Below are 22,583 nucleotides of genomic sequence, written 5' to 3' on the forward strand. Positions count from 1 at the left end.
CTCCGGGCGGGATTCGGCCGAAGTTGGTGCCGGACCGGCCGGGTGGCCGACGGCGCGCGGAGCCGGTCCCCGGGCGCGGCGCCGAAGGTCCGGCGCGTTCGGGCGCTCTTCGAATGGGGTGTTCCGCTTTTTTATGTTCGTGCTCGTCATGCCGCCGCGGACAATCTCTGCGCAGGTGAGGGGAGTTGTGGCCGGTTGCTCCTCAAGAGGAGTTCCAGGTTCTACGCAATCGTCTGTTTAGGCATCTGCTTCCGGGGCACGCGTGGGGGCGGTGAAGCAGGCCAGGACCCCGCCGACGCGTTTAGTTCGGGCTGCTCGCAGACAATGCGCAATGGCTTGCCGATATAGCCTCCACCCAACTTCGGGGGGTTGCCCTCGGTTGACCCACCATGAAGACTGTCGCCGGGTTCGACGGGGTCGAGGAATTTCGCCCCGGTTATGTCCGCTCCGCCCGGCGGCTGTGCACAGCCGCGCGTGTGTTGGCAGGACATCGGGCCCCACCCAAAGGCCCGGCATACGCGAGGTAAAGGCAAGGGGAAGTCGCCGCGTGAACGCTGCGTGGTGCGTTCACTCACTGGAGATGTGTGATGTCAGCTACGTGCGCACGACGAGTGCCGCCGGTTGTTCGGCGGTGGGCGTGGAACCGATACGGTCCGCGCCGCATATGTTGACGCGTATCGCTGAAGCAGATGATGCGAGGCATACGGCTGTACGGGCCGGCGTGAGCGCCGCCGGTGACCGAGTTCGGTGGTCGGTAACGTCGACCGAGTTGTCCAGCCAACCGCTCAGGGCTGCCGTCGGTCGTTATCGCACCAGTTCGTGGCCGAGATCCGGCTCCGCGCCCGGGTTCGATGTCGACCATCCCGCTTGTGGTTTCGCTGTCCCCGCGTACCGCACGAAGGAGAACAGGTGACCGGCAACACATCACAACAGGAGCACTTACCCTTCGACGCGCTGAGCGATCGATGGCAGTCCTTGCGCGCACTGAGACCGGTGCATTACGACGAACAGCAAAGTGCCTGGCAGGTGGTGGATCACGAGTCGGTGGCCGCGGTGCTGGCGGACCCGGCGACGTTTTCCTCCGACTTCTCGTCCATCGCGCCGACGCAGGAGGACTTCGAGGTCTTCCGGCAAGGCAATTTCGTCGGTATGGATCCACCGGAGCACCGAAAACTACGAACTCTCGTGAGCCAGGCATTCACCCCCCGCGTGGTGAGCGGATTGCAACCACGCATCGAGAATGTGTGCGGCCGGCTGCTGGACGACGTCGCCGACCGGGACCGCTTCGATCTGGTCGACACGCTCGCCTACCCGCTGCCCATCATCGTCATCGCCGAACTGCTCGGCATACCGGCGGCCGACCACCGGCTTTTCCAGGAATGGGCGGCCACCCTCTTCGGCGGCGACGAACTCGGTGAAGCGCCCAACATGGACGACCTCGCCCGCGCGCTCAAGGCCATCGCCCCGACCGTACGGGAGATGAACGGCTACGTCCTTGACCATATCCGGCGATGCCGAGCGAATCCGGGGGACGACCTCACCAGCAAACTGCTCGCCGCCGAGGTGGACGGGGTCAGGCTGGAGGACCAGGAGATCGTCGGGTTCGTCGCCCTGCTGCTCGTCGCCGGGCACGTCACCACCACGGCGCTGCTGGGCAACGCGGTCGTCACGTTCGACCGGCACCCCGGCACGTTCCAGGCGTTGCGGGCCGAGCCCGACCGGCTCCCGGACGCCATCGAGGAGGTACTGCGCTGGCTGCCTCCCTTCGCGGAACTCGGCCGACGCGCCACCCGGCCCGTGGTGATCGGCGAGCAGGACATTCCGGCGGGCGCGATGGTGGTGGCCCATCTGGGCGCCGCCAACCGCGATCCCTCCCGCTTCGAGGCACCGGACGTCTTCGATCCGACCCGCAGCCCCAATCCCCATCTGACGTTCGGGCACGGCATCCACTTCTGTTTCGGCGCGCCGCTGGCCCGGCTGGAGGCGCGTATCGCGCTGCGCATGCTGCTTGAACGTTTCTCCGAACTGCGTGTCCCCACCTACGGAGAGGTCACCTTCCAGAACCCGGGCGTCATCGTCGGCGTACGTCGTCTGCCGGTCGAAGTCGCCAGAAGTTAGCAGGCAAGAACGCCACACCCGCACCGACGCGGGGGCCGTTCCGCTCCTCCCCACCGGCCTCGCGCGTCACGTTCACACCAAGCATCACTGGGAGTCCCCTTCACATGCCGTACCCCACCGCCGCTCAAGTCGCCCCGCAACCGTCCCCCTTACACCGAACTCTGCAGGACCGTCTCGACACCCTCGCGCGAACCCACCGTGTGCCCGGCGCCCAGCTGGCCGTGGACACCGGGACGGAGTTCGTCAGTGTGCACACCGGCACGGCCGACGCCGTCCGGGGCACCGCGTTCACCGCCGACACCGCCGTGCCACTGGGCAGTGTCACCAAGACGTACACCGCCGCCACTGTCATGCTCCTGATCGACGACGAGGATCTCGACCTGGACGAGTCCGTCGCCGATGTCCTGCCCGAGTTCCAGGACTTACCCAAGGTGACCGTGCGTCACCTCCTCTCCCACACGGCCGGTCTGCCCACCGGCCTCGACTCGGACACCGCGGCCGGCCTGACGGCCTCCCGCTATCTCTCGACGGTCTGCACCGCCGAGGACGCGCTGTTCGCCCCCGGGACGGACTTCTCGTACTCCAACGCCGGTTACGTGGCGGCGGGGCGGCTGATCGAAGTCGTCACAGGCATGACATGGCACGAAGCCGTTCGCGTGCTGGTGCTGGAGCCGCTGGGCATCACGCCCTCCTTCCTCGGCGAGACCGCCCCCGGCCGTCCCATAGCCAGCGGACACGCCCTGAACACGGCGACGGGAGCCGTGCGGCCCGCCCGGCAGAGCCTGGCGCCCGTCGAGGCCCCGGCCGGCGCCCTGCTGGCGAGCGCCCCTGATCTGCTGGCCCTCGGCAGGACCCTGATCGGCCGGTCCGCCGTCGTCCCGTCCGCCACCGCCGCGCTGATGCGACGCCCCGAGGAGGGAACCGACGCCGCCCCCCTGGCGGACGCCTGGGGACTGGGCGCCGCCCTCTACCAGCAGGACGACCGCTGGTGGTGCGGTCACGACGGCAACGCCCAGGGCACCTCGTGTCATCTGCGCGCGGAGCCGCGCAGCGGTGTCGTGGTCGCCTTCACCGGCAACGCCGGCGGCGCCACCGCCCTGTGGCGGGATCTGGCCGACGAACTCACCCGGCTCACCGGTCTGCGGGTGCCGACCACTCCCGCACGCCCGGACCGGGGCGGACCCATCGCCTTCCCCCAGTGCGCGGGGACCTATCGCAACGGGACGAGCGAGTACCGGATCAGCCTCGGCGCCGACGGCCTGCCCGCACTGTCCATCGACGGCGACCTGTCGCTGCCCCTGGTCTGCTACCCGGATCTGAGCTGCGATCTGGTCGACCCCGCCACCGGTCTCCGGGAGCCCGGCGGACGCTTCCACCGAGATCCCGTCGACGGAAGCGTCGACCGCGTACAGATCTCCGGTCGGACGGCCCGCCGCGTCGGCAGCGCCTGACGCAGAGCCGTCCCGCACCACCCCTCCCCGCGCCGAAGAGCCGCCCCCGTGCGGCCCGGCGCGCCCGGGTGATTCCCCACGCCCGCGCGCACCCGCATCACCACCGCTTTCGAAGGACCCCCCATGACGGACCTGCACAACGAGCCCGTGTCGTCATCCCCTTCCGCCCGGGCGGAGGACGCCACCGCCGCAGGCGGTACCGACGGCACGGTGGAGCCGCTGCCGCTCGGTGAACTCTTCGAGGCATGGGTGCGCCGTACACCGGACGCGCCGGCCGTGACCGACGGCCGGCGGACCTGGTCCTACCGCGAACTCGCGGAGCGGACCGGGCGCCTGGCCGCCGATCTCGTACGGCGCGGAGCCGGTCCCGAGCGGACGGTGGCGCTGGTCCTGCCGCGCTCGCTTGAGCTGATCGCCGCCGAGGTGGCCGTGGCCCGCGCGGGCGCGGCCTTCCTGCCGGTGGATCCCCAGTACCCGCGCGAGAGGCGCGCGTTGATGCTGGCGGACGCGGCGCCCGCCGTCGTCCTCGACGACCTGTCCGACCTGCGCGCCGTCATGGAGGCCACCGGGCCCGCCCCGGACGGCCCGGGCCCGCGGGTGGACCCCGACCAGGCCGCGTACGTCATCTACACCTCGGGCTCGACGGGAACACCCAAGGGAGTCACCGTCACCCACCGGGGCATCGCCGCCTTCACCGCAGGCGCCGCCCGACAGTACGCGGTGGGCCCCGGCGGCCGGGTCCTGCAGTTCTCCTCGCCCAGCTTCGACGCCTCCGTGCTGGAGCTGTTCATCTCCGTCCTGTCGGGCGCCACCCTCGTCGTACCGCCCGACGGCCCCTGGCTGGGCGACGAACTCGCCGCGGTGGTGAACGAACACCGCATCACCCACGCGCTGATCCCGCCGGCCGCCCTCGCCACCGTCCCCGACCCCGCGCGGCTCGGCCCGGGACGGCTGAGCACCCTGATCGTGGGAGCCGAGGCGTGCCCCGCGGCACTCGTCGACCACTGGGCGCCCGGCCGCCGGATGATCAACTCCTACGGTCCCACCGAGACGACCATCGTGGCCTCCTGGACCGGACCGCTGGCCACCGGAAGCGGCACCCCGAGCATCGGCCGGCCCCTCACCGGCACCGAGACGTACGTGCTGGACGCGGACATGCGCCCCGTACCGCCCGGAACCGACGGTGAGTTGTACGTCGGCGGGGTCGGAGTGGCCCGCGGATACCTCAACCGGCCCGGTCTCACCGCGGGCCGCTTCGTCGCCAGTCCCTTCGGCCGGCCCGGAGCCCGGCTCTACCGCACGGGCGACCGGGCACGCTGGAACGCGGACGGCGAACTGGAGTACCTCGGCCGGGTCGACCGCCAGGTCAAGGTGCGGGGCTTCCGTATCGAGCCCGGGGAGATCGAGACGGCGCTGCGGCGCCACGGCGGGGTGCGCGACACCGTGGTCGTGGTGCGCGAGGACGAGCCCGGCCGACGGCAGCTCGTCGGGTACGTCACCGCCGCCGGTCCCGCACAGGACCTGGACGCGGCCGACGTGCGGGCGGTCGCCGCCGCCGTCCTGCCGCCGCACATGGTGCCGTCCGCCGTGGTCGTCCTGGACGCCCTGCCGCTCACCCCGCAGAACAAGATCGACCGGCGTGCGCTGCCCGCACCCGTGCGCGTGGCCGCGCCGGGCCATGTGGCGCCGCGCACCTCGCGCGAGCGGATACTCGCCGACGTCTGGGCGGACGTCCTCGGGGTCGACGGCATCGGCGTCGAGGACGACTTCTTCGACCTGGGCGGCGACTCGATCCTCGCCGCCAGCGCCCTGGCCCGGATCCGTGAGGAACTGGGCGCCCGGCTGTCGATCCGGGACGTGTTCACCGCGCGAACCGTCGCCGCGCTGGCCCGGCTGGTGAGCCCGTCGACCCTCGCGACACCCCTGGACCCGATCCCGCCCGTACCGCGCGACCGGTCGCTGCCGCTCTCCAGCGCCCAGCGACGCCTGTGGTTCCTGGACGACCTCACCCCGGGCGGCACCGAGTACAACACCGGCCTGGCACTGCGACTGCGCGGCGCACTGGACGCCGGGGCACTGCGCCGGGCCCTGGACCGGCTGTCCGCCCGCCACGACTCCCTGCGCACGACCTTCGCCACCGAGGACGGCCAGGGCGTGCAGCACATACACGCCCACGCGGAGCTGCCGCTGCGCACCGCCGACGTGACCCACCTGCCCGCCGACGGCCGCGACGAGGCCGTCGAAGGGCTCCTCACCGAGGAACTCGGCCGGCCCTTCGACCTGGCCACCGGTCCGCTCACCAGGGCCCTGCTCGTCCGCCGCGCGGCCGACGACCATGTGCTGCTGCTGGCCCAGCACCACATCGTCACCGACGGCTGGTCCGTCGGCATCCTCACCCGTGACCTCGCCGCGCTGTACCGGTCCGAGGCGTCCGGCCTGCCCTCCGGACTGCCCGAACCCCGCGTCCAGTACCCGGACTTCGCCGTGTGGGAGCGGCAGCAGCGCTCCGGGGACGGCGACGCGGCCGACCTCGCGTACTGGAAGCGGCATCTCACCGGCATGCCGCAACTGGAGCTGCCGACCGACCGGCCCCGGCCGGTGGTGCGCACCACCGAAGGCGAGGCCCACCGGCAGCACCTCCCGGCCGCACTGGTCTCCCGGCTGCGGCATCTGGCCGGAGGCCGCGGCACGACTGTCTTCACCCTGTTCGCCGGAGCCGCGGCGGTGCTGTTCTCCCGGTACTCCGGGCAGCGGGACATCGCCCTCGGCACCGTCACCACCGGGCGGGGACGCCGTGAACTGGAGGACGTGACCGGGTTCTTCGCCAACACCGTCGTACTGCGCGGCGAGGTGGACGACGCCCTGACCGTCGACCGGTTCGTGGAGAGCATGCGGGCGACGGTGCTGGACGCCTTCGCCCATGAATCGGTGCCGTTCGACCGGGTGGTGGAGGAGCTGGCCCCGACCCGGGACCCCAGCCGCACCCCGCTCGTGCAGGTGCTCGTGGTGCAGCAGACGGCCCTGGACGACCCGCCGGGGGCCGACGGCGTACGGATCGAGCAGCAGCCGCTGCCCCGCCCGGCCGCCCGGTTCGACCTGGTCCTGGAGTTCGTGCCGCGTACCGACGGCGGCTGCGAGCTCACGGTGGAGTACAACACCGGCCTGTTCGAAGCGCGGACGGTGGCGCGGATGGCCCGCCAACTGCGCCGGGTGCTGGAGGGCATGGCCGACGGGCCGCACCGCACGGTGGGTGAACTCGCCCTGCTGTCGGAGGACGAACGGCACACGGTGCTGGAGGAATGGAACCCGCCGGCCGAGGACGCCGGCCGCGCACCGGCCCGTACGCTGCCCGCGCTGTTCGAGGCACAGGTGGCGCGGACGCCCGACCTGACCGCGGTGACGTGCGGACCCGACCGCCTGGACTACGCCGAGGTCAACCGGCGTGCCAACCGGCTCGCCCAGCTGCTGGCCGCCCGCGGCGTCGGGCCCGAGACCCTGGTGGCCCTGTGCCTGCCCCGGACGGCGGACCTGCTGCCGGTGCTGTGGGCCGTACTGAAAGCGGGCGCGGGCTACCTTCCCGTGGACCCCGGCTATCCGGTCGAGCGCATCCGTTTCATGCTCGCCGACGCGGCCCCCGCCCTGGTCCTGGCCACCGGCGAGACGGCCGGGGCGTTGCCGGAGGACTGCGCTCCGCTGCTTCTGGAGGGCTGCGTTCCGCAGGAACCCGCAGCCGCCGCCACTGCCGCAGACGGCGACCTCAGCGACGCCGACCTGGTGCGGCCCCTCGACCCGGAGCACCCCGCGTACGTCATCTACACCTCGGGTTCGACCGGACGCCCCAAGGGTGTGGTGATCACCCACCGCAGCGTCGCGGCGCTCGCGGAATGGGCGGGGGAACGTTTCGGGCCGCGGCGACTGGCCCACGTGGTCGCCTCCACCTCGCTCAACTTCGACGTGTCGGTCTTCGAGATGCTCTGCCCCCTGCTCGTGGGCGGCGGCATCGAGGTGGTCCCCGACCTCCCGGCTCTCGTCGACGCGGCCGACACCGTCGGCGCCGCCGATGCCACCGGGACCCGGCGGGCCGGGCTCATCAGCGGGGTGCCTTCGGTGATCTCCCGGATGCTCGCCGAGGACGGCGCGCCCGTGACGGCGGACACCGTCGTCCTGGCCGGTGAGGCGCTTCCCGCGCAGACCGTGCACGACCTGCGGCGGTCCATGCCGGGCTGCGACATCGCCAACATCTACGGCCCGACCGAGGCCACCGTCTACGCCACCGCGTGGTTCGCCGGGGACGGGACACCGGACCAGGCACCCCTGATCGGCAGGCCCGTGGCCCGTACCCGGGCTTACGTCCTGGACCCCTTGCTGTGCCTCCAGCCGCCGGGCGTGACAGGAGAGCTGTATCTGGGCGGCGGGGGACTGGCACGCGGCTACCTGGGGCGCCCGGGGCTGACCGCGTCCCGGTTCGTCGCCGACCCCTTCGGTGCGCCGGGGGACCGGATGTACCGCACCGGGGACCTGGTGCGGTGGACCGCCGACGGCGAACTGGAGTACGTGGGCCGCACCGACCAGCAGGTCAAGGTACGCGGCTTCCGCATCGAACTGGGTGAGGTGGAGGAGGCGCTGCGCGGTCTCGACGGCGTGGCGGAGGCGGCGGCCACCGTGTGGGAGAGCGAGGGCCACCGCCGGTTGGTCGGCTATGTCGTTCCCGCTCCGGACGCGCGCGTCGAGCCGGAGGAAGTGCGCCGGACCCTCGGCCACACCCTGCCCGACTACATGGTGCCGACGGCCGTCATGGTCCTGGCTGACCTGCCCCTCAACCCCAACGGCAAGCTGGACCGGGGCCGCCTCCCGGATCCGGGACCCGCGCGCAGCCGTTCCCACCGCGTGGCCCCGCGTACGCCCACCGAGCGCATCCTCGCCGCCGTCTGGGCGGACATCCTGCGCGTGGACCGCATCGGGGTGGACGACAACTTCTTCATGCTGGGCGGCGACTCCATCCTCAGCATCCAGGTGGTGGCCCAGGCCCGGCAGGCGGGTCTCACCCTGACCTCCCGGGACGTCTACCGCCACCAGACGATCGCCGCCCTCGCGCGCTGCGCCGACGCGGCCGGCGGGAGGGAGCCCGCCGCCCCGGCCCTCGTTCCCGCCACCGGCCCCGCGCCCCTGACCCCCATCCAGCGCTGGCTGTTCGAGAGCGCCGCCCACCACGCGGGCCGCTTCGCCCAGACCCTGTCGTTCCAGGTCCCCGACGATCTGGACGCGGCGGCACTGGAGGAGGCCCTCAACGACCTCGTCGCCCACCACGACGCGCTGCGCTCGCGTTTCCTCACGGAAGAGGTCACCGGGGAGGCGACCGAGGAGGCCACCGAAGGGACCGCCGTACAGCGCGCCGGCACCGACGCCCGGGGCGCGAACGCGGGTCCGGCCGTCGTCTGGCGCGTCGAGGACGAGGCGCCCCGCGTGCACCTGGCCCGCCACGCGGGCCCGGACACCGACTCGCCGCACCACGGCCCCTTCGACCTGCGGCGCGGCCCGCTGCTGCGCGCGGTGCTGCACGACCGCGGCCCCGGCCGGTCCCGTGTGCTGCACCTGTCCGTACATCACCTGGTCGTCGACGGCGTGTCGTGGCGCGTGCTCATGGAGGACCTGGACCGGGCCTACCGCGCCCGCCGGGAGGGCCGGGACGGCCGGGCGGCGCTGCCCCCGAAGAGCTCACCGCTGCGGCACTGGGCCCGGCGGCTGTCCGCCCACGCGGCCGACGGCGGCTTCGACGACGAGACCGCGTACTGGACCGATGCCGTCGCCGGCGCCGGTGCGGCCCTGCCCACCGACGGCACCGGCGCCAACACCTACGCCTCCGCGCGCTCCGTGACCGTCCGCCTCACCCCCGAGGACAGCTCCGCCCTGCTGCGCACCCTGCCGGACACCTACCGCACCCAGGTCAACGACGTGTTGCTGAGCGCGCTCGGCCGGGTGCTGTGCGCGTGGACCGGGCACGAGCGGGTGCTGGTGGATGTCGAGGGACACGGCCGCGAGGAGCTGTTCGCCGACGTGGACATCAGCCGTACCCTCGGCTGGTTCACCACCCGCCACCCCGTCGCCCTCGCCGTCCCGTCCGACGCCGACTGGGACGTCGTACTCAAGCGGGTCAAGGAGCAGTTGCGGGCGGTGCCGCGGCACGGCCTCGGGCACGACGCCCTGCGCCACCTCGCCCGCCCGGGGGCACTGCCCGGGGCGCCGCAGGCACAGGTCAGCTTCAACTACCTCGGCAGGTTCGGCCTCCCGGACACCACCGGAGGCCTGTACGAGGGCCCGTTCCGCACCCTGGAACTGGATGCCGACCCGGCCGCCCTGCGCCCGCACCCGCTGGAGGTCGTGGGCCGACTGGACGGCGACGCGCTGGAATTCACCTGGTTCTACTCCGACGCACTGCACGCGCGGACGAGCGTCGCCGAGCTGGCCGCACACTTCGCCGACGCGCTGGCCGGCATCGCACGGCACGCCGGCCGGCCCGGCAGCGCCGGACGCACCCCCTCGGACTTCCCCCTGGCCCGCCTCGACCAGAGGGCCGTGGACCGGATCGTCGGCGACGACCCGGACGCGGTGGAGGACATCCATCCGCTCACCCCCACCCAGACCGGCATGCTCTTCCACCGGCTCTCCCAGGACGACCTGGGCGTCTACTTCCAGCAGCTGACCTTCGACCTGGACGGCGTACCCGACCCGGCGGCCCTCGCGGCGGCCTGGCAGCGCGTCACCGACCACACACCCGTACTGCGCGGCCGTGTCGTCTGGCAGGACGTACCCGAGCCGCTCCTGGTGGTGCAGCGGCACGCGACCGTGCCCGTGACCCACCTGGACTGGCGCGACCTGGGCGAGGAGGAGCGCGAGCACCGGCTGCGGGACCTCCTCGACCGGGACCGCGAACGGGGCATCGACCTCGACCGGGCCCCGCTCCAGCGGCTGGTGCTCGCCCGGATATCCGACGGCGGCGTACGGGTGGTGTGGTCGTTCCACCATCTGGTCCTGGACGGCTGGAGCCTGTTCCAGGTGCTGTCCGACGTGTTCACCGGACACGCGACCGGCGGGCGGGAGCCGCTGCCCGACCGGCGGCCCTTCCGGGACTACGTGGCCTGGCTGCGCGAGCGCGACGAGGCGGAGGCCGAACGGCACTGGCGACGCCGCCTGGCGGACCTGGCCGACGCCACCGCGCTGCCGTACGACCGGGAACCGCGCGAGAGCCACCGCGCCGAGTCCACCGCGGCGGTCCGCACCAGCGTGGACAGCGCCACCAGCCGGGCACTGGAGGAACTGGCCAGGACGGCCGGGCTGACCGTCAACACCCTCGTGCAGGGCGCCTGGGCGCTGCTGCTGAGCCGTCAGGCCCGCCGGAGCGACGTCGTGTTCGGCACCACCGTGTCCGGGCGGCCCCCCGAGCTGCCGGGCGCCGACACCATGACCGGGCTGTTCATCACGACCCTGCCCACGCGGGTGACCGTGCCGGCCGACAGGCCCCTGCTCGACTGGCTGCGCGATCTCCAGCAGGAACAGAGCGAGGACCGCCGCCACGACCACGTGCCGCTCACCCGGATGAAGGGGTTCACCGAACTCCCCGAACGCGCCGCCCTGTTCGACAGCATCGTCGTCTTCGAGAACTACCCGGTCGACGACGGACTCGCCGCCGCGCACGGACTGCGGCTGAGCGCCCTGGACGGCATCGAGACCACCAACTACCCGCTGAGCCTGGTGGCCTACCCGGGCGCCGAACTCGGCCTGCGGCTCGGCTACGACCCGCGGCTGTTCGACACGGACACCGTCGAGCGCATGGTCGAGTACCTCACCGTCCTGCTGACGAACATGGCGGCCACGCCCCAACTGCCGCCCGCGCGACTGCCGTTGCTCACGGACGCCCGCCGCGCCCAGGTCGTCGAGGAGTGGAACGACACGGACACGGCCACCGGCCTGCCCGAGGCCACCGTGGCCGAGCTGTTCGCCGCGCAGGTGCGGCGCACACCGCACGCCGTGGCCCTGGAGACGGACACGGAGCGGCTCACCTACCGGGAACTCGACGCCCGGGCCGCCCTGCTGGCCGGCCGGCTCACCGCGCTCGGTGTGACCGCCGAGGTCCCGGTCGGCGTCCTGATGGACCGCTCGGCCGACCTCGTGGTCATCCAGCTCGCCCTGGTCCGCACCGGCGGTGTGTTCGTCCCGCTGGACGGCAGGGCACCGCACGAGCGGCTGCGCAGGATGCTCACCGAGGCGGGCGCGCGGCTGCTGCTCACCGACGCCGACGCCGACCGGCGGGCCACGGCGGCGGAGGTACTGCCCGACGGGACCGTGCTGCCCGTGGCCGACCTCCTCGCACCCGAGATCCCGGGTGAGCACGCCGACTTGGCGGGCGAGTCCCCGGCCCCTCACGCGGTGTACGCCGACAACGTCCAGTACCTGATGTTCACGTCCGGCTCCACCGGCGTCCCCAAGGGCGTCGCGGTCCGCCAGCGGGACGTCGCCGCGCTCGCCCTCGACGGCGCCTTCGCCGGACACGACCGGGTCCTCGTGCACTCCCCGCACGCCTTCGACGCCGCCACCTACGAGGTGTGGGTGCCGCTGCTGCGCGGTGGCACGGCCGTACTGGCGCCGCCGGTCGACGTGGACGCCGCCGTCGTCCGCCGCGCGATCACCGAGCAGGGGGTGCGCTGCCTGTGGCTGACCGCCGGACTGTTCCGGCTGCTCGCCCAGGAGGACCCCACCTGCCTGCGCGGCGCCCGTGAGGTGTGGACCGGCGGCGAGGCCGTACCCGGCGCGGTGGTGGGCCGTGTGCTCGACGCCTGCCCCGGCCTCACCGTCGTCGACGGCTACGGACCGACCGAGACCACCACCTTCGCGACCCGGCGGATCTTCCACGCGGGTGACCCGCTGCCGCCCGTGCTGCCCATCGGACGCCCCCTCGACAACACCCGCGTGTACGTCCTGGACGACACCCTCCAGCCGCAACCGCCCGGGGTGCCGGGAGAGTTGTACATCGCGGGTGCCGGACTGGCCCGTGGCTACGCCGGGCGCCCCGGTGCGACCGCCGCCCGCTACCTCGCGGACCCGTTCGGCCCTTCCGGCGGGCGGATGTACCGCACCGGAGACATCGTGCGGTGGAGCGCCGACGGCGAACTGCACTTCGTGGGACGCGCGGACGACCAGGTCAAGATCCGTGGATTCCGCGTCGAGCCCACCGAGATCGAGGCCCGGCTCACCGCCCACCCGGCCGTCGCCGAGGCGGTCGTCTCGGTGTACGAGCACGCCGGACGCAAACGGCTGGCCGCACACCTCGTACCCGCGCCCTCGGCCGCCCTGCCGTCCGCGGACGAACTGCGCGCGCACGTCGTCGCCGAACTGCCCGACTACATGACGCCCGCCGCCTTCGTCACCCTGGCCGAACTTCCCCTGACGGCCAACGGGAAGGTGGACCGGCGCCGGCTGCCCGCACCCGACTGGACGGCGGGCGGCGGGAGCGAGTACCGGGCGCCGCGCACCGAGGCCGAGCGGACCCTCGCCGGGATCTGGGCGGAACTGCTCGGAGTGGAACGGGTCGGCGCCGACACCAACTTCTTCACGCTGGGCGGCGACTCGATCCTCAGCATCCAGGTCGTCTCCCGTGCCCGCGCCGCCGGACTCACGCTCACACCGAGGGATCTGTTCCGGCATCCGACGGTCGCCGCGCTGGCCGCCGCGGCGACCACCGGTACCGCCGTACCCGTCGCGGGGACCGGTCCGGTGAGCGGCGAGGTTCCGCTCAGCCCGATCCAGCACTGGTTCCTCGACCCTGGGCCCCGGCGGCCGGAGTTCTTCAACCAGTCCGTGGTCGTGGAAACGCCCGACGACGTCGACCCGGCGGCCCTGCGGCGCGCCCTGGCGGCCGTGTACGCGCACCACGACGCCCTGCGCTGCCGTTTCGTCCGATCCGCCGACGGCTCCTGGCGCCAGGAGTGCCCGGGAGCCGACGAGGAGGTCCCCGAACTGCTGGCGTTCCACGACCTGCGCGGGCTCGCGGGGGCGGCGGCCGAGGAGACCGAGGCGCGGTTGACGGCCGAGGCGCACGCCTCCTTCCGGCTCGCGAGCGGCCCCCTGCTGACGGCTCACCTGTTCACCGGCAGCACGGGCACCACCAGTAACGCTGAAGCCACCGGCGGAACCGGCACCACCCGCAGCACCGGCACCCGCCTGCTGCTGATCGTGCACCACCTGGTCGTCGACGGCGTCTCCTGGCGTGTCCTGCTGGAGGATCTGGAGACCGCCTACGGGCAGGCCCGTGCCGGCGAGCCCGTACGGCTGCCGGAGCGGACGACCTCCGTGCAGGAGTGGACGCGGCGGCTGCACGCGCACACCGCGTCGGGCGGTTTCGCCGCGGAGCGCGAGCACTGGGACGCGGTGGCCCGGCACTGCGCCGCACCCCTGCCGGTGGACGGCGACGGCGGCAACACCATGGCCGACGTGGACGCCGTGACCGTACGCCTCGACCGGCGACGCACGGACGCCCTGTTGCGCGAGGTGCCGGGTGTCTACCGCACCCGTGTCGACGACGTCCTGCTGACCGCCCTCGGCCGGGTGCTCGCCGACTGGACCGGACGGCGGACCGTCGCCGTCGGTCTGGAGGGACACGGCCGTGAGGACCAGCTCTTCGACGACATCGACCTGTCCCGCACGGTCGGCTGGTTCACCAGCCTGTTCCCCGTCGCCCTCGACCTCCCGGACGTCCAGGACGGGGACTGGGGAACGGCCCTGAAGTCCGTCAAGGAGCAGTTGCGGGCGGTGCCCGCGCGAGGTCTGGGCCACGGCGCGCTGCGCCGTCTGGCGCGCGACGAGCACCTGGCCGACACACCGATGCCCGGCGTCAGCTTCAACTACCTGGGCCGTTTCGACTGGTCGGCCCGGGGCGGCGCGTTGGTGCACTCCGTGCCCGGCGGCCTCGACGGCGCCGAGGCGCCGGAGTCCGTACGCCCGCATCTGCTCGACGTGGTCGCCCGCGTCGAGGACGGCGAACTGGAGATCGCCTGGCACTACAGCCGCCATGTGCACCGGGAGGAGACCGTCGACGGCCTCGCGGCGGGCATGCTGCGGGCGCTGGAGGACGTCGTCGCCCACTGCTCCGCGCCGGACGCGGGCGGCCGTACGCCGTCGGACTTCCCGCTGGTGCGCATCGACCAGACGGCCGTGGACCGGGTCGTGGGCGACGGCCGCACGGTCGACGAGCTGTACCCGCTGACGCCCATGCAGGCCGGCATGCTGTTCCACAGCCTGATGGACCCCGACAGCCGCACTTACGTCAACCAGGTGCAGCTGGTGCTCTCGGGCGTCACCGATCCGCCCGCCCTGGCCGAGGCGTGGCAGCGGACGGTCGACGCCAACGCGATGCTGCGCACCCACCCGGTATGGCAGGAGACCGCCGAGCCCATGCAGGCCGTACGGCGGCGCGCGACCGTGCCCGTCACGCACCACGACTGGTCCGGATGGTCGGACGAGCGCCGGGCTACGGAACTCGCGCGGCTGGTCGACGAGGACCGGGGGACCGGCATCGACCTGGAGACGGCCCCGCTGATGCGCCTGGCCCTGATCCGCCTCTCGCCCGAACGGGTGCGGATGCTGTGGACCTTCCACCATCTGCTGCTCGACGGGTGGAGCGCCGCCCAGGTCTTCGACGAGGTGTGCGAGCGGTACGCGGCGCTCACGGCAGGGCGCCGCCCGGACGTGCCCGACCGCGCCCCCTTCGGCGACTACCTGGGCTGGCTGGCCCGGCAGGACACCGAGCGGGCCGAGGCGTACTGGCGCGAGGCCCTGGCCGGTTTCCCCGTCGCCACCGCACTGCCGCGCGACCGGCGGCCCGCCGAGGCGCACCGCACCTCGTCCTCCGGTTCGGTGCGGGTGACGCTCGACGCCGACGTGTCGGCGCGGCTGCGGGAGACGGCGCAGACGGCCGGTCTGACCGTCAACACCGTCCTCCAGGGCGCCTGGGCGCTGCTGCTGTCCCGCTACGGCGGCGGGGACGACGTGGTGTTCGGCACCACCGTCTCCGGCCGGCCGGCCGATCTGCCGGGCGTGACCTCCATGGTCGGCCTGTTCATCAACACGCTCCCCACCCGGGCGCGCATCGACGGCGAGCGTCGGCTGCTGGACTGGCTGGGTGACCTCCAGGCCGCCCAGTCGGAGTCACGGCGCCATGACTTCGTCTCCCTCGCCCAGCTCCAGACCTGGAGCGAAGTACCGGGCGGCACATCCCTGTTCGACAGCATCGTGGTCTTCGAGAACTATCCGTTCGACGCGGACGCCCTGGCCCGGCACGGCCTCGCCATGGAGCAGGAACGCGATGTGGAGCCGACCAACTACCCGCTCAGCGTGGTGGTCGCGCCCGGCGACACCCTGACGGTCACCCTGGACTACGACCCCGCCGCCTTCGACGCGGCCACCGTCGACGGCATCGGCGCGAGCCTGCGCACGCTGCTGACCGAGATGGCCACCGGCCCGGAACGCTCCCTGGCCGAGCTGCCGCTGGTGTCCGCCCAGGAGGGCCGCCGGCTGCTGGACCGCTTCGGCAGCCCGGTGGCCGAGGCCCCGTACCGCACCCTGCCCGAGGCCTTCCGCGCCCAGGTGGCGCGTACCCCCGACGCGTCGGCCGTGCTCGGCGGCGGCCGGGAACAGCTCTCCTACCGGCAGCTCGACGAGCGCGCCAACCGGTTGGCCCGGCTGCTCGTCGAGGCGGGGGCCGGGCCCGAACGGTTCGTCGCGCTCGCCCTGCCGCGCACCCCGGACCTGATCGTGGCACTGCTGGCCGTCCTCAAGAGCGGCGCCGCCTATCTGCCCGTCGACCCGGGCTACCCGGCCGAGCGCATCGCCTTCCTCTTCGACGACGTGCGGCCCGAGGCGGTCGTCACCTGCGCGGAGACGGGCGGCCGGCTGCCGGACGGGCCGTTCACGAGGATCGCCCTCGACGACCCGGAGTGCGCCGCACGCCTGGCTGCCCTGTCCGGCGACGACCTCACCGACGACGAACGGCACGGACGGCTGCTGCCCGACCATCCCGCCTACGTCATCCACACCTCCGGCTCGACCGGCCGGCCCAAGGGTGTCGTCGTCGCCCAGGCGTCGGTCCTGGCCCTGACCGACTGGGCCGCCGCCGAGTTCGGCGGACGCGGCCTGGAGCACGTGGTGGCCTCCACCTCGCTCAACTTCGACGTGTCCGTGTTCGAGATCTTCTCGCCCCTGCTGGCGGGTGGCCGCGTCGAGATCGTCCATGACCTGCTCGCCCTCGCCGAACGCGAGGAGCCCTGGCAGGCGGGACTGCTGAGCGCGGTGCCCTCCGCGCTGGGGCGTCTGCTGGCGGAGGACACCGTCCACGTCAGCGCCGACACCGTCGTCCTCGCCGGCGAGGCGCTGCCCGTGCAGACCGTGCGCCAGGTCCGCTCGGCGGTCCCCGGCTGCCGGGTGATGAACATCTACGGCCCCACCGAAGCCACCGTCTACGCCACCGCCTTCACCTGCGACCCGGCCGAACCCGACCGCGTACCGCTCATCGGCAGGCCCGTCGGCGGAGCCCGCGCCTACGCCCTGGACGCCCGGCTGCGCCCGGTGCCCGCCGGAGTGCCGGGCGAGCTGTACCTGGCCGGGACCGGGGTGGCCCGCGGCTACCTCGACCGGCCCGGCCTGACCGCGTCCCGCTTCCCGGCCGACCCGTACGGCCCGCCCGGCGGCCGTATGTACCGCACGGGAGACCTCGTACGGTGGACGGCCGACGGCGAGCTGGTGTACCTCGGCCGCTCGGACGACCAGGTGAAGGTCCGCGGCTTCCGCATCGAACTCGGCGAGGTCGAGGCCGCGTTGACCCGGCACCCCGAGGTGTCCGCGGCGGCCGCCCGCGTGGTCGAGCACGACGGTCACAAACGCCTGGTGGCGTACGTGGTCCCCGACGGCCCCGGGCTTCCCGGCTCCGCCGATCTGCGGGCCTTCCTCGCACGTACGCTCCCCGACCACCTGGTGCCCGCGCTCGTCGTGCCGCTGGAGCGGCTGCCCCTCGGGGCCACCGGCAAGCTTGACCGGCGCGCGCTGCCCGACCCCGTGTGGTCGGCGCCGGGCGGCGGCGGCGACCGGCCGCCGCGCACCGACGCCGAGCGGGTGCTCGCCACGATCTGGTCCGAGGTACTGGGCGTGCCCGACGTGGGCGCACAGGACAACTACTTCGCGCTCGGCGGCGACTCCGTCCTCGGCATCCAGATCGTCTCCGCCGCCCGCAGGGCCGGTCTCGCCCTGACCCCCCGGCATCTCTTCCGCCACCAGACCGTGGCCGAACTGGCCGCCGCGGCGGAGGGCCCGGAACTGCCGCGGGCCGCCGCGGAACAGGGTCCGGTCGTCGGTGACGTACCGCTGACCCCCGTCCAGCACTGGCTGTTCGACGACCTCACCGGAGACCCCGCCCAGCTGACCCAGGCGGTCTCCTTCCACCTGGCCGCCGACACCGACGAGGCCCTGCTGCGGGCCGCGCTGGCCGTCGTCCTGGAACACCACGACGCCCTGCGCCTGCGCTTCGAGCCGTCCGGCGACGGACGATGGCGGCAGTACGGCACCGCGCCGGGGGAGGGGCCGCAGCTTGAGGTGCACGACCTGTCCGACGGCCACGACGCGGCGATCGTGGCGGAGGCGTCCGACACCTCCGACGCGTCGGCCACGGTGGAGGCGTCCGGCACCTCCGACGCGGTGATACGCGCCCTCGCCGACCGTCTGTCCGCCGGCTTCGACCTGGCCGAAGGTCCGCTGCTCCGGGCCGCCCTGTGCCGGCGCGGCGACGACCGGCGGCCGGTCCTGCTGCTGGCCGCCCACCACCTGGTCGTTGACGCGGTGTCCTGGCGGCTGATCCTGGAGGACCTGGAGACCGCCTACCGCGCGCTGCGCGCCGGAGAACGGGCCGACCTCGGCCCGAAGAGCACCTCCTTCCGGACGTGGGCCCAGCGCCTGGCCACGCACACCGCCGCCGGCGGCTTCGACGACGAACTCGCCCACTGGCAGGGCCTGTCCACCGAGACGACACCCCTGCCGACCGATATCGCCGGTGCCAACACGGCCGCCTGCGAGGAGACGGTGACGGTGGGCCTGGACGCCGACGACACCCGGCGGCTGCTCCAGGACGTACCGGACGTCTACCGCACCCGTGTCAACGACGTCCTGCTGTGCGCCCTGGCCCGGGTCCTGAGCCGCTGGACCGGGCAGGACCGGGTCATGGTGGCGCTGGAGGGCCACGGCCGCGACGAACTGTTCGACGACGTCGACCTGGCCCGTACCGTCGGCTGGTTCACCACCATGTTCCCCGTCGCGCTGGACGTGCCGCAGGACGCGACCACCGGGGCGGCGCTGAAGTCCGTCAAGGAGACCCTGCGGGCCGTGCCGAGGAGCGGACTCGGCTACGGCGCCCTGCGCCGCCTGCACCCCGACCGCGACCGGCTCGGCCTGCCGGGACTGCCGCAGATCGGCTTCAACTACCTGGGTCAGCAGGACCGCGGCACCACCGCGGACGGCCTGCTGCACACCCCGTACGCCGGACTCGCCGGCGGCCTCGACCGTGCGGCGGACCGCCCGCACCTCCTCGACGTGCTCGGCCAAGTCACCGGCAAGCGGCTGGAGTTCACCTGGTCGTACTCGCGCGAGGTGCACCGGCGGGACACCGTGGCCCGGCTCGCCGCCGAACTGGCCGACGAACTGCGGCACATCGTGCGGCACTGCGCCGAACCCGGCGCCGGGGGCCGCAGCCCGTCGGACTTCCCGCTGGCACTACTGGACCAGCCGACGGTGGACCGGCTGGTGGGCACGGGCCGCGACATCGTGGACCTCTATCCGCTCACCCCCACCCAGACCGGCATGGTCGTGCACGGCCTGGACGAACCCGGCCGGGGCATGTACGTCGAGCAGATCACGTTCGTCGCGGACGGGGTGCGCGACCCGCGCCTGCTCGCCGCCGCCTGGCAGCACGTGGTCGACCGCACGCCCGTCCTGCGTACCACCGTGGTGCTGAACGGTGTCCCCGCACCGCTCCAGGCCGTCCACCGCACCGCCGTGCTGCCGGTCACCGAACACGACTGGTCCGCCCTGGCCCCGGACGCGCGGGAGTCGGCACTGGAACGGCTGCTCGCCGAGGACAAGGCACTCGGTCTGGCGCTGGACCGCGCCCCGCTGCTGCACCTGTCCCTGATCCGGCTGGGCCCGGACCAGGTGCGGGTCGTGTGGACCTTCCACCACGTCCTGCTGGACGGCTGGAGCGTCTTCCACGTCCTGGCCGACGTCATGGCCGCGCACGCGGCACTCGTCCGGGGCGAGGAACCCCGGCTGCCGGACCGCCGGCCGTTCGGCGACTACGCGGCCTGGCTCGCGGCCCGGGAGACCGCACCCGCCGAGGAGCACTGGAGGAGCGCCCTCGCGGACCTCACCGCTCCCACACCGCTGCCCTACGACCGCAGGCCCGCCCAGAGCTCCGCGGCCCGCTCCGACACCTGGCTGTCCCAGTGGCTGGACACGGAACAGACCAAGCGGCTGGAGGACTTCGCCCGCCGCAACCGCCTCACCCTCAACACCGTCGCGCAGGGCGCCTGGGCGCTGCTGCTGTCGCGGTGGAGCGGCGAACGCGAGGTGTGCTTCGGCACCACCGTCTCCGGGCGGCCCGCCGACCTGCCGGGCGCCGACACCATCACCGGCCTGTTCATCACCACCCTGCCCGCCCGGGTCGCCGTGGACGGGAGCGCGGCCTGCGACACCTGGCTGCGGCACACCCAGGCCGTACGGGCCGAGGACCGCCGCTTCGACCACGTACCCCTGACCGACCTCCAGGCGTGGAGCGCGCTGCCCGCCGGGACGCCCATGTTCGACAGCCTGCTGGTCTTCGAGAACTACCCGGTCGGCGATGCCACGGCCGGCGTCCACGGCGTCCACGTCCATGACCTCGACGCCCGCGAGGCGACCAACTACCCGCTCACCGTGGTGATCTCGCCGGGCGAGCGGCTCGGCGTCGAACTCGGCTACGACCCGCGCCACTTCGACGCGGCCACGGCCGACTCCCTCGCCGCCCAGCTCCTGCACACGCTCGGCGAACTGGCCGCCGCCCAGGACACCGACCGACTGGACAGCATCGAGATCCTGCCGCCCGGGGAACGGGCCCGGCTGCTGCACGGCCCGGCCCGCCCGCAGCTCCCGCCGGTGGCCCCGGCGACCCTGCCCGCCCTGATCGAGGCGGCGGTGGACCGCGGTCCCACGGCCACGGCACTGAGCGCGCCCGGCCTGTCCCTGACCTTCGCCGAGACGGAGGAGCGGGCCAACCGCCTGGCGCACCGGCTCATCGCGCGCGGCGCGGGCCCCGGCACCCTCGTCGCCCTGGTCCTGCCGCGCTCGGCGGACATGGTCCTCGCCCAGCTCGCGGTCACCAAAGCCGGGGCCGCCTTCCTGCCGGTGGACCCCGACTACCCGCCGGAGCGGGTGGAGTTCATGCTGCGGGACGCGGCGCCCGCCGTGACCCTCGACGCCGCCGAGGTGTCCGCGCTCCTCGCGGACGAGCGCGGTGGGAATGCCGGTCCGGGTGACACCCCGGCTCACCGGCCCACCGACGCCGACCGGAGCCGTCCGCTGGACCTGGACGACCCCGCCTACGTCATCTACACCTCCGGCTCCACCGGCACCCCCAAGGGCGTGGTGGTCACCCACCGGGGACTGGCCGCCTTCGCAGCCGCCGAGGCCGCGCACTACCAAGTGGCGCCCGGCGACCGCGTGCTGGCGTTCGCCACGCCCAGCTTCGACGCCTCGGTGCTGGAGCTGTGCATGTCCCTGCCGCAGGGCGCCCGCCTGGTCGTCCCACGGCCGGGCCCGCTGCTCGGCGCCGACCTGGCCGACGTGCTGCGCACCGAGCGCATCACCCACACCCTGCTGCCCCCGGCCGCGCTGGGCACCCTGCCGCCGGACACCCCCGGCACCCTGCCCGACCTCAAGACCCTGACCGTGGGCGCCGACGCGTGCGGCGCCGACCTGGTCGCCCGCTGGGCCCCGCACCACCGCCTGGTCAACTCCTACGGGCCGACCGAGGCCACCGTCGTCGCCACCTGGTCGGACGCACTGGAGGCGAACGGCACCGCCCCGCCCATCGGCCGCCCGCTGCCCGCCACCGGGGCGTACGTCCTGGACGCCCGCCGGCGGCCGGTCCCGGACGGCGTGCCCGGCGAACTGTGGCTGAGCGGACCGGCACTGGCCCGCGGCTACCTGGGCAGGCCCGGTCTGACCGCGACCCGCTTCACCGCCGACCCGTTCGGGCCGCCCGGCACCCGTATGTACCGCACCGGCGACCTCGTACGCCGCGACGCCCACGGCGAGCTGCACTACCTGGGCCGCACCGACCACCAGCTCAAGCTGCGGGGCCACCGCATCGAGGCGGGCGAGGTCGAGGCCACACTCGTCCGCCACCCGGCCGTGCTGGACGCCGTGGTGAGCGTACGGGAGGACGAACCGGGCCTGCCGCGGCTCGTCGCCCACCTGCTGCGCGCACCGGACGCCGAGATCCCCGCCGCCGCCGAACTGCGGGCGCTGGCCGCCGCCACCCTGCCCGGCCCCATGGTGCCCACCGCCTACGTCGTCCTGGAGCGCTTCCCGCTCACCGAGAACGGCAAGACCGACCGGGCCGCCCTGCCCGCGCCCGCACCGGACGCGACGCGGACCACGGAACATGTCGCTCCGCGCACCCCCACCGAGGAGATCCTCGCCGAGCTGTGGGAGGAGGCGCTGGACACGCCCGTCGGCGCCGAGGACGACTACTTCGATCTGGGCGGCGACTCCCTGCGCGCCCTCCAGATCTCCTCACGGGCCAACGACGCCTTCGGCGTGCACCTCACACCCCGTGACGTCCTGGTCCACCGCACGGTCGCCGCCCTGGCCGACCTGGTGGAGGAACAGGTGCTCAGCGAACTCGAAGACGCCGCACGCGGCGACAGCGACCACGACGAACGGTGA

General features: G+C 73.5%; 3 protein-coding genes. All 3 read left to right on the forward strand.

The window, feature by feature from the left end:
• The first annotated feature begins 819 nt into the window (after nucleotides 1-819).
• The 3 genes from IE278_RS01505 to IE278_RS01515 all read left to right on the forward strand — a co-directional run bounded on the left by IE278_RS01505 (nucleotide 820) and on the right by IE278_RS01515 (nucleotide 22,583).
• Nucleotides 820-2,118: a cytochrome P450 gene (locus IE278_RS01505; RefSeq protein ID WP_246569672.1), complete on the forward strand. Its 1,299-nt coding sequence runs from the start codon at nucleotides 820-822 to the stop codon at nucleotides 2,116-2,118.
• Nucleotides 2,119-2,222: 104 nt separating this feature from the next.
• Nucleotides 2,223-3,569: a serine hydrolase domain-containing protein gene (locus IE278_RS01510; protein WP_189767906.1), complete on the forward strand. Its 1,347-nt coding sequence runs from the start codon at nucleotides 2,223-2,225 to the stop codon at nucleotides 3,567-3,569.
• 123 nt (nucleotides 3,570-3,692) lie between these two features.
• Complete coding sequence (locus tag IE278_RS01515; RefSeq protein WP_189767907.1) at nucleotides 3,693-22,583, forward strand: non-ribosomal peptide synthetase; 18,891 nt, start codon at nucleotides 3,693-3,695, stop codon at nucleotides 22,581-22,583.

The organism is Streptomyces tauricus, assembly GCF_014650955.1.
Classification (GTDB): domain Bacteria; phylum Actinomycetota; class Actinomycetes; order Streptomycetales; family Streptomycetaceae; genus Streptomyces; species Streptomyces tauricus.

Coding starts and splice junctions, on each gene's coding strand:
- IE278_RS01510 (WP_189767906.1), top strand. CDS start 2,223: ATGCCGTACCCCACCGCCGCTCAAGTCGCCCCGCAACCGTCCCCCTTA.
- IE278_RS01515 (WP_189767907.1), top strand. CDS start 3,693: ATGACGGACCTGCACAACGAGCCCGTGTCGTCATCCCCTTCCGCCCGG.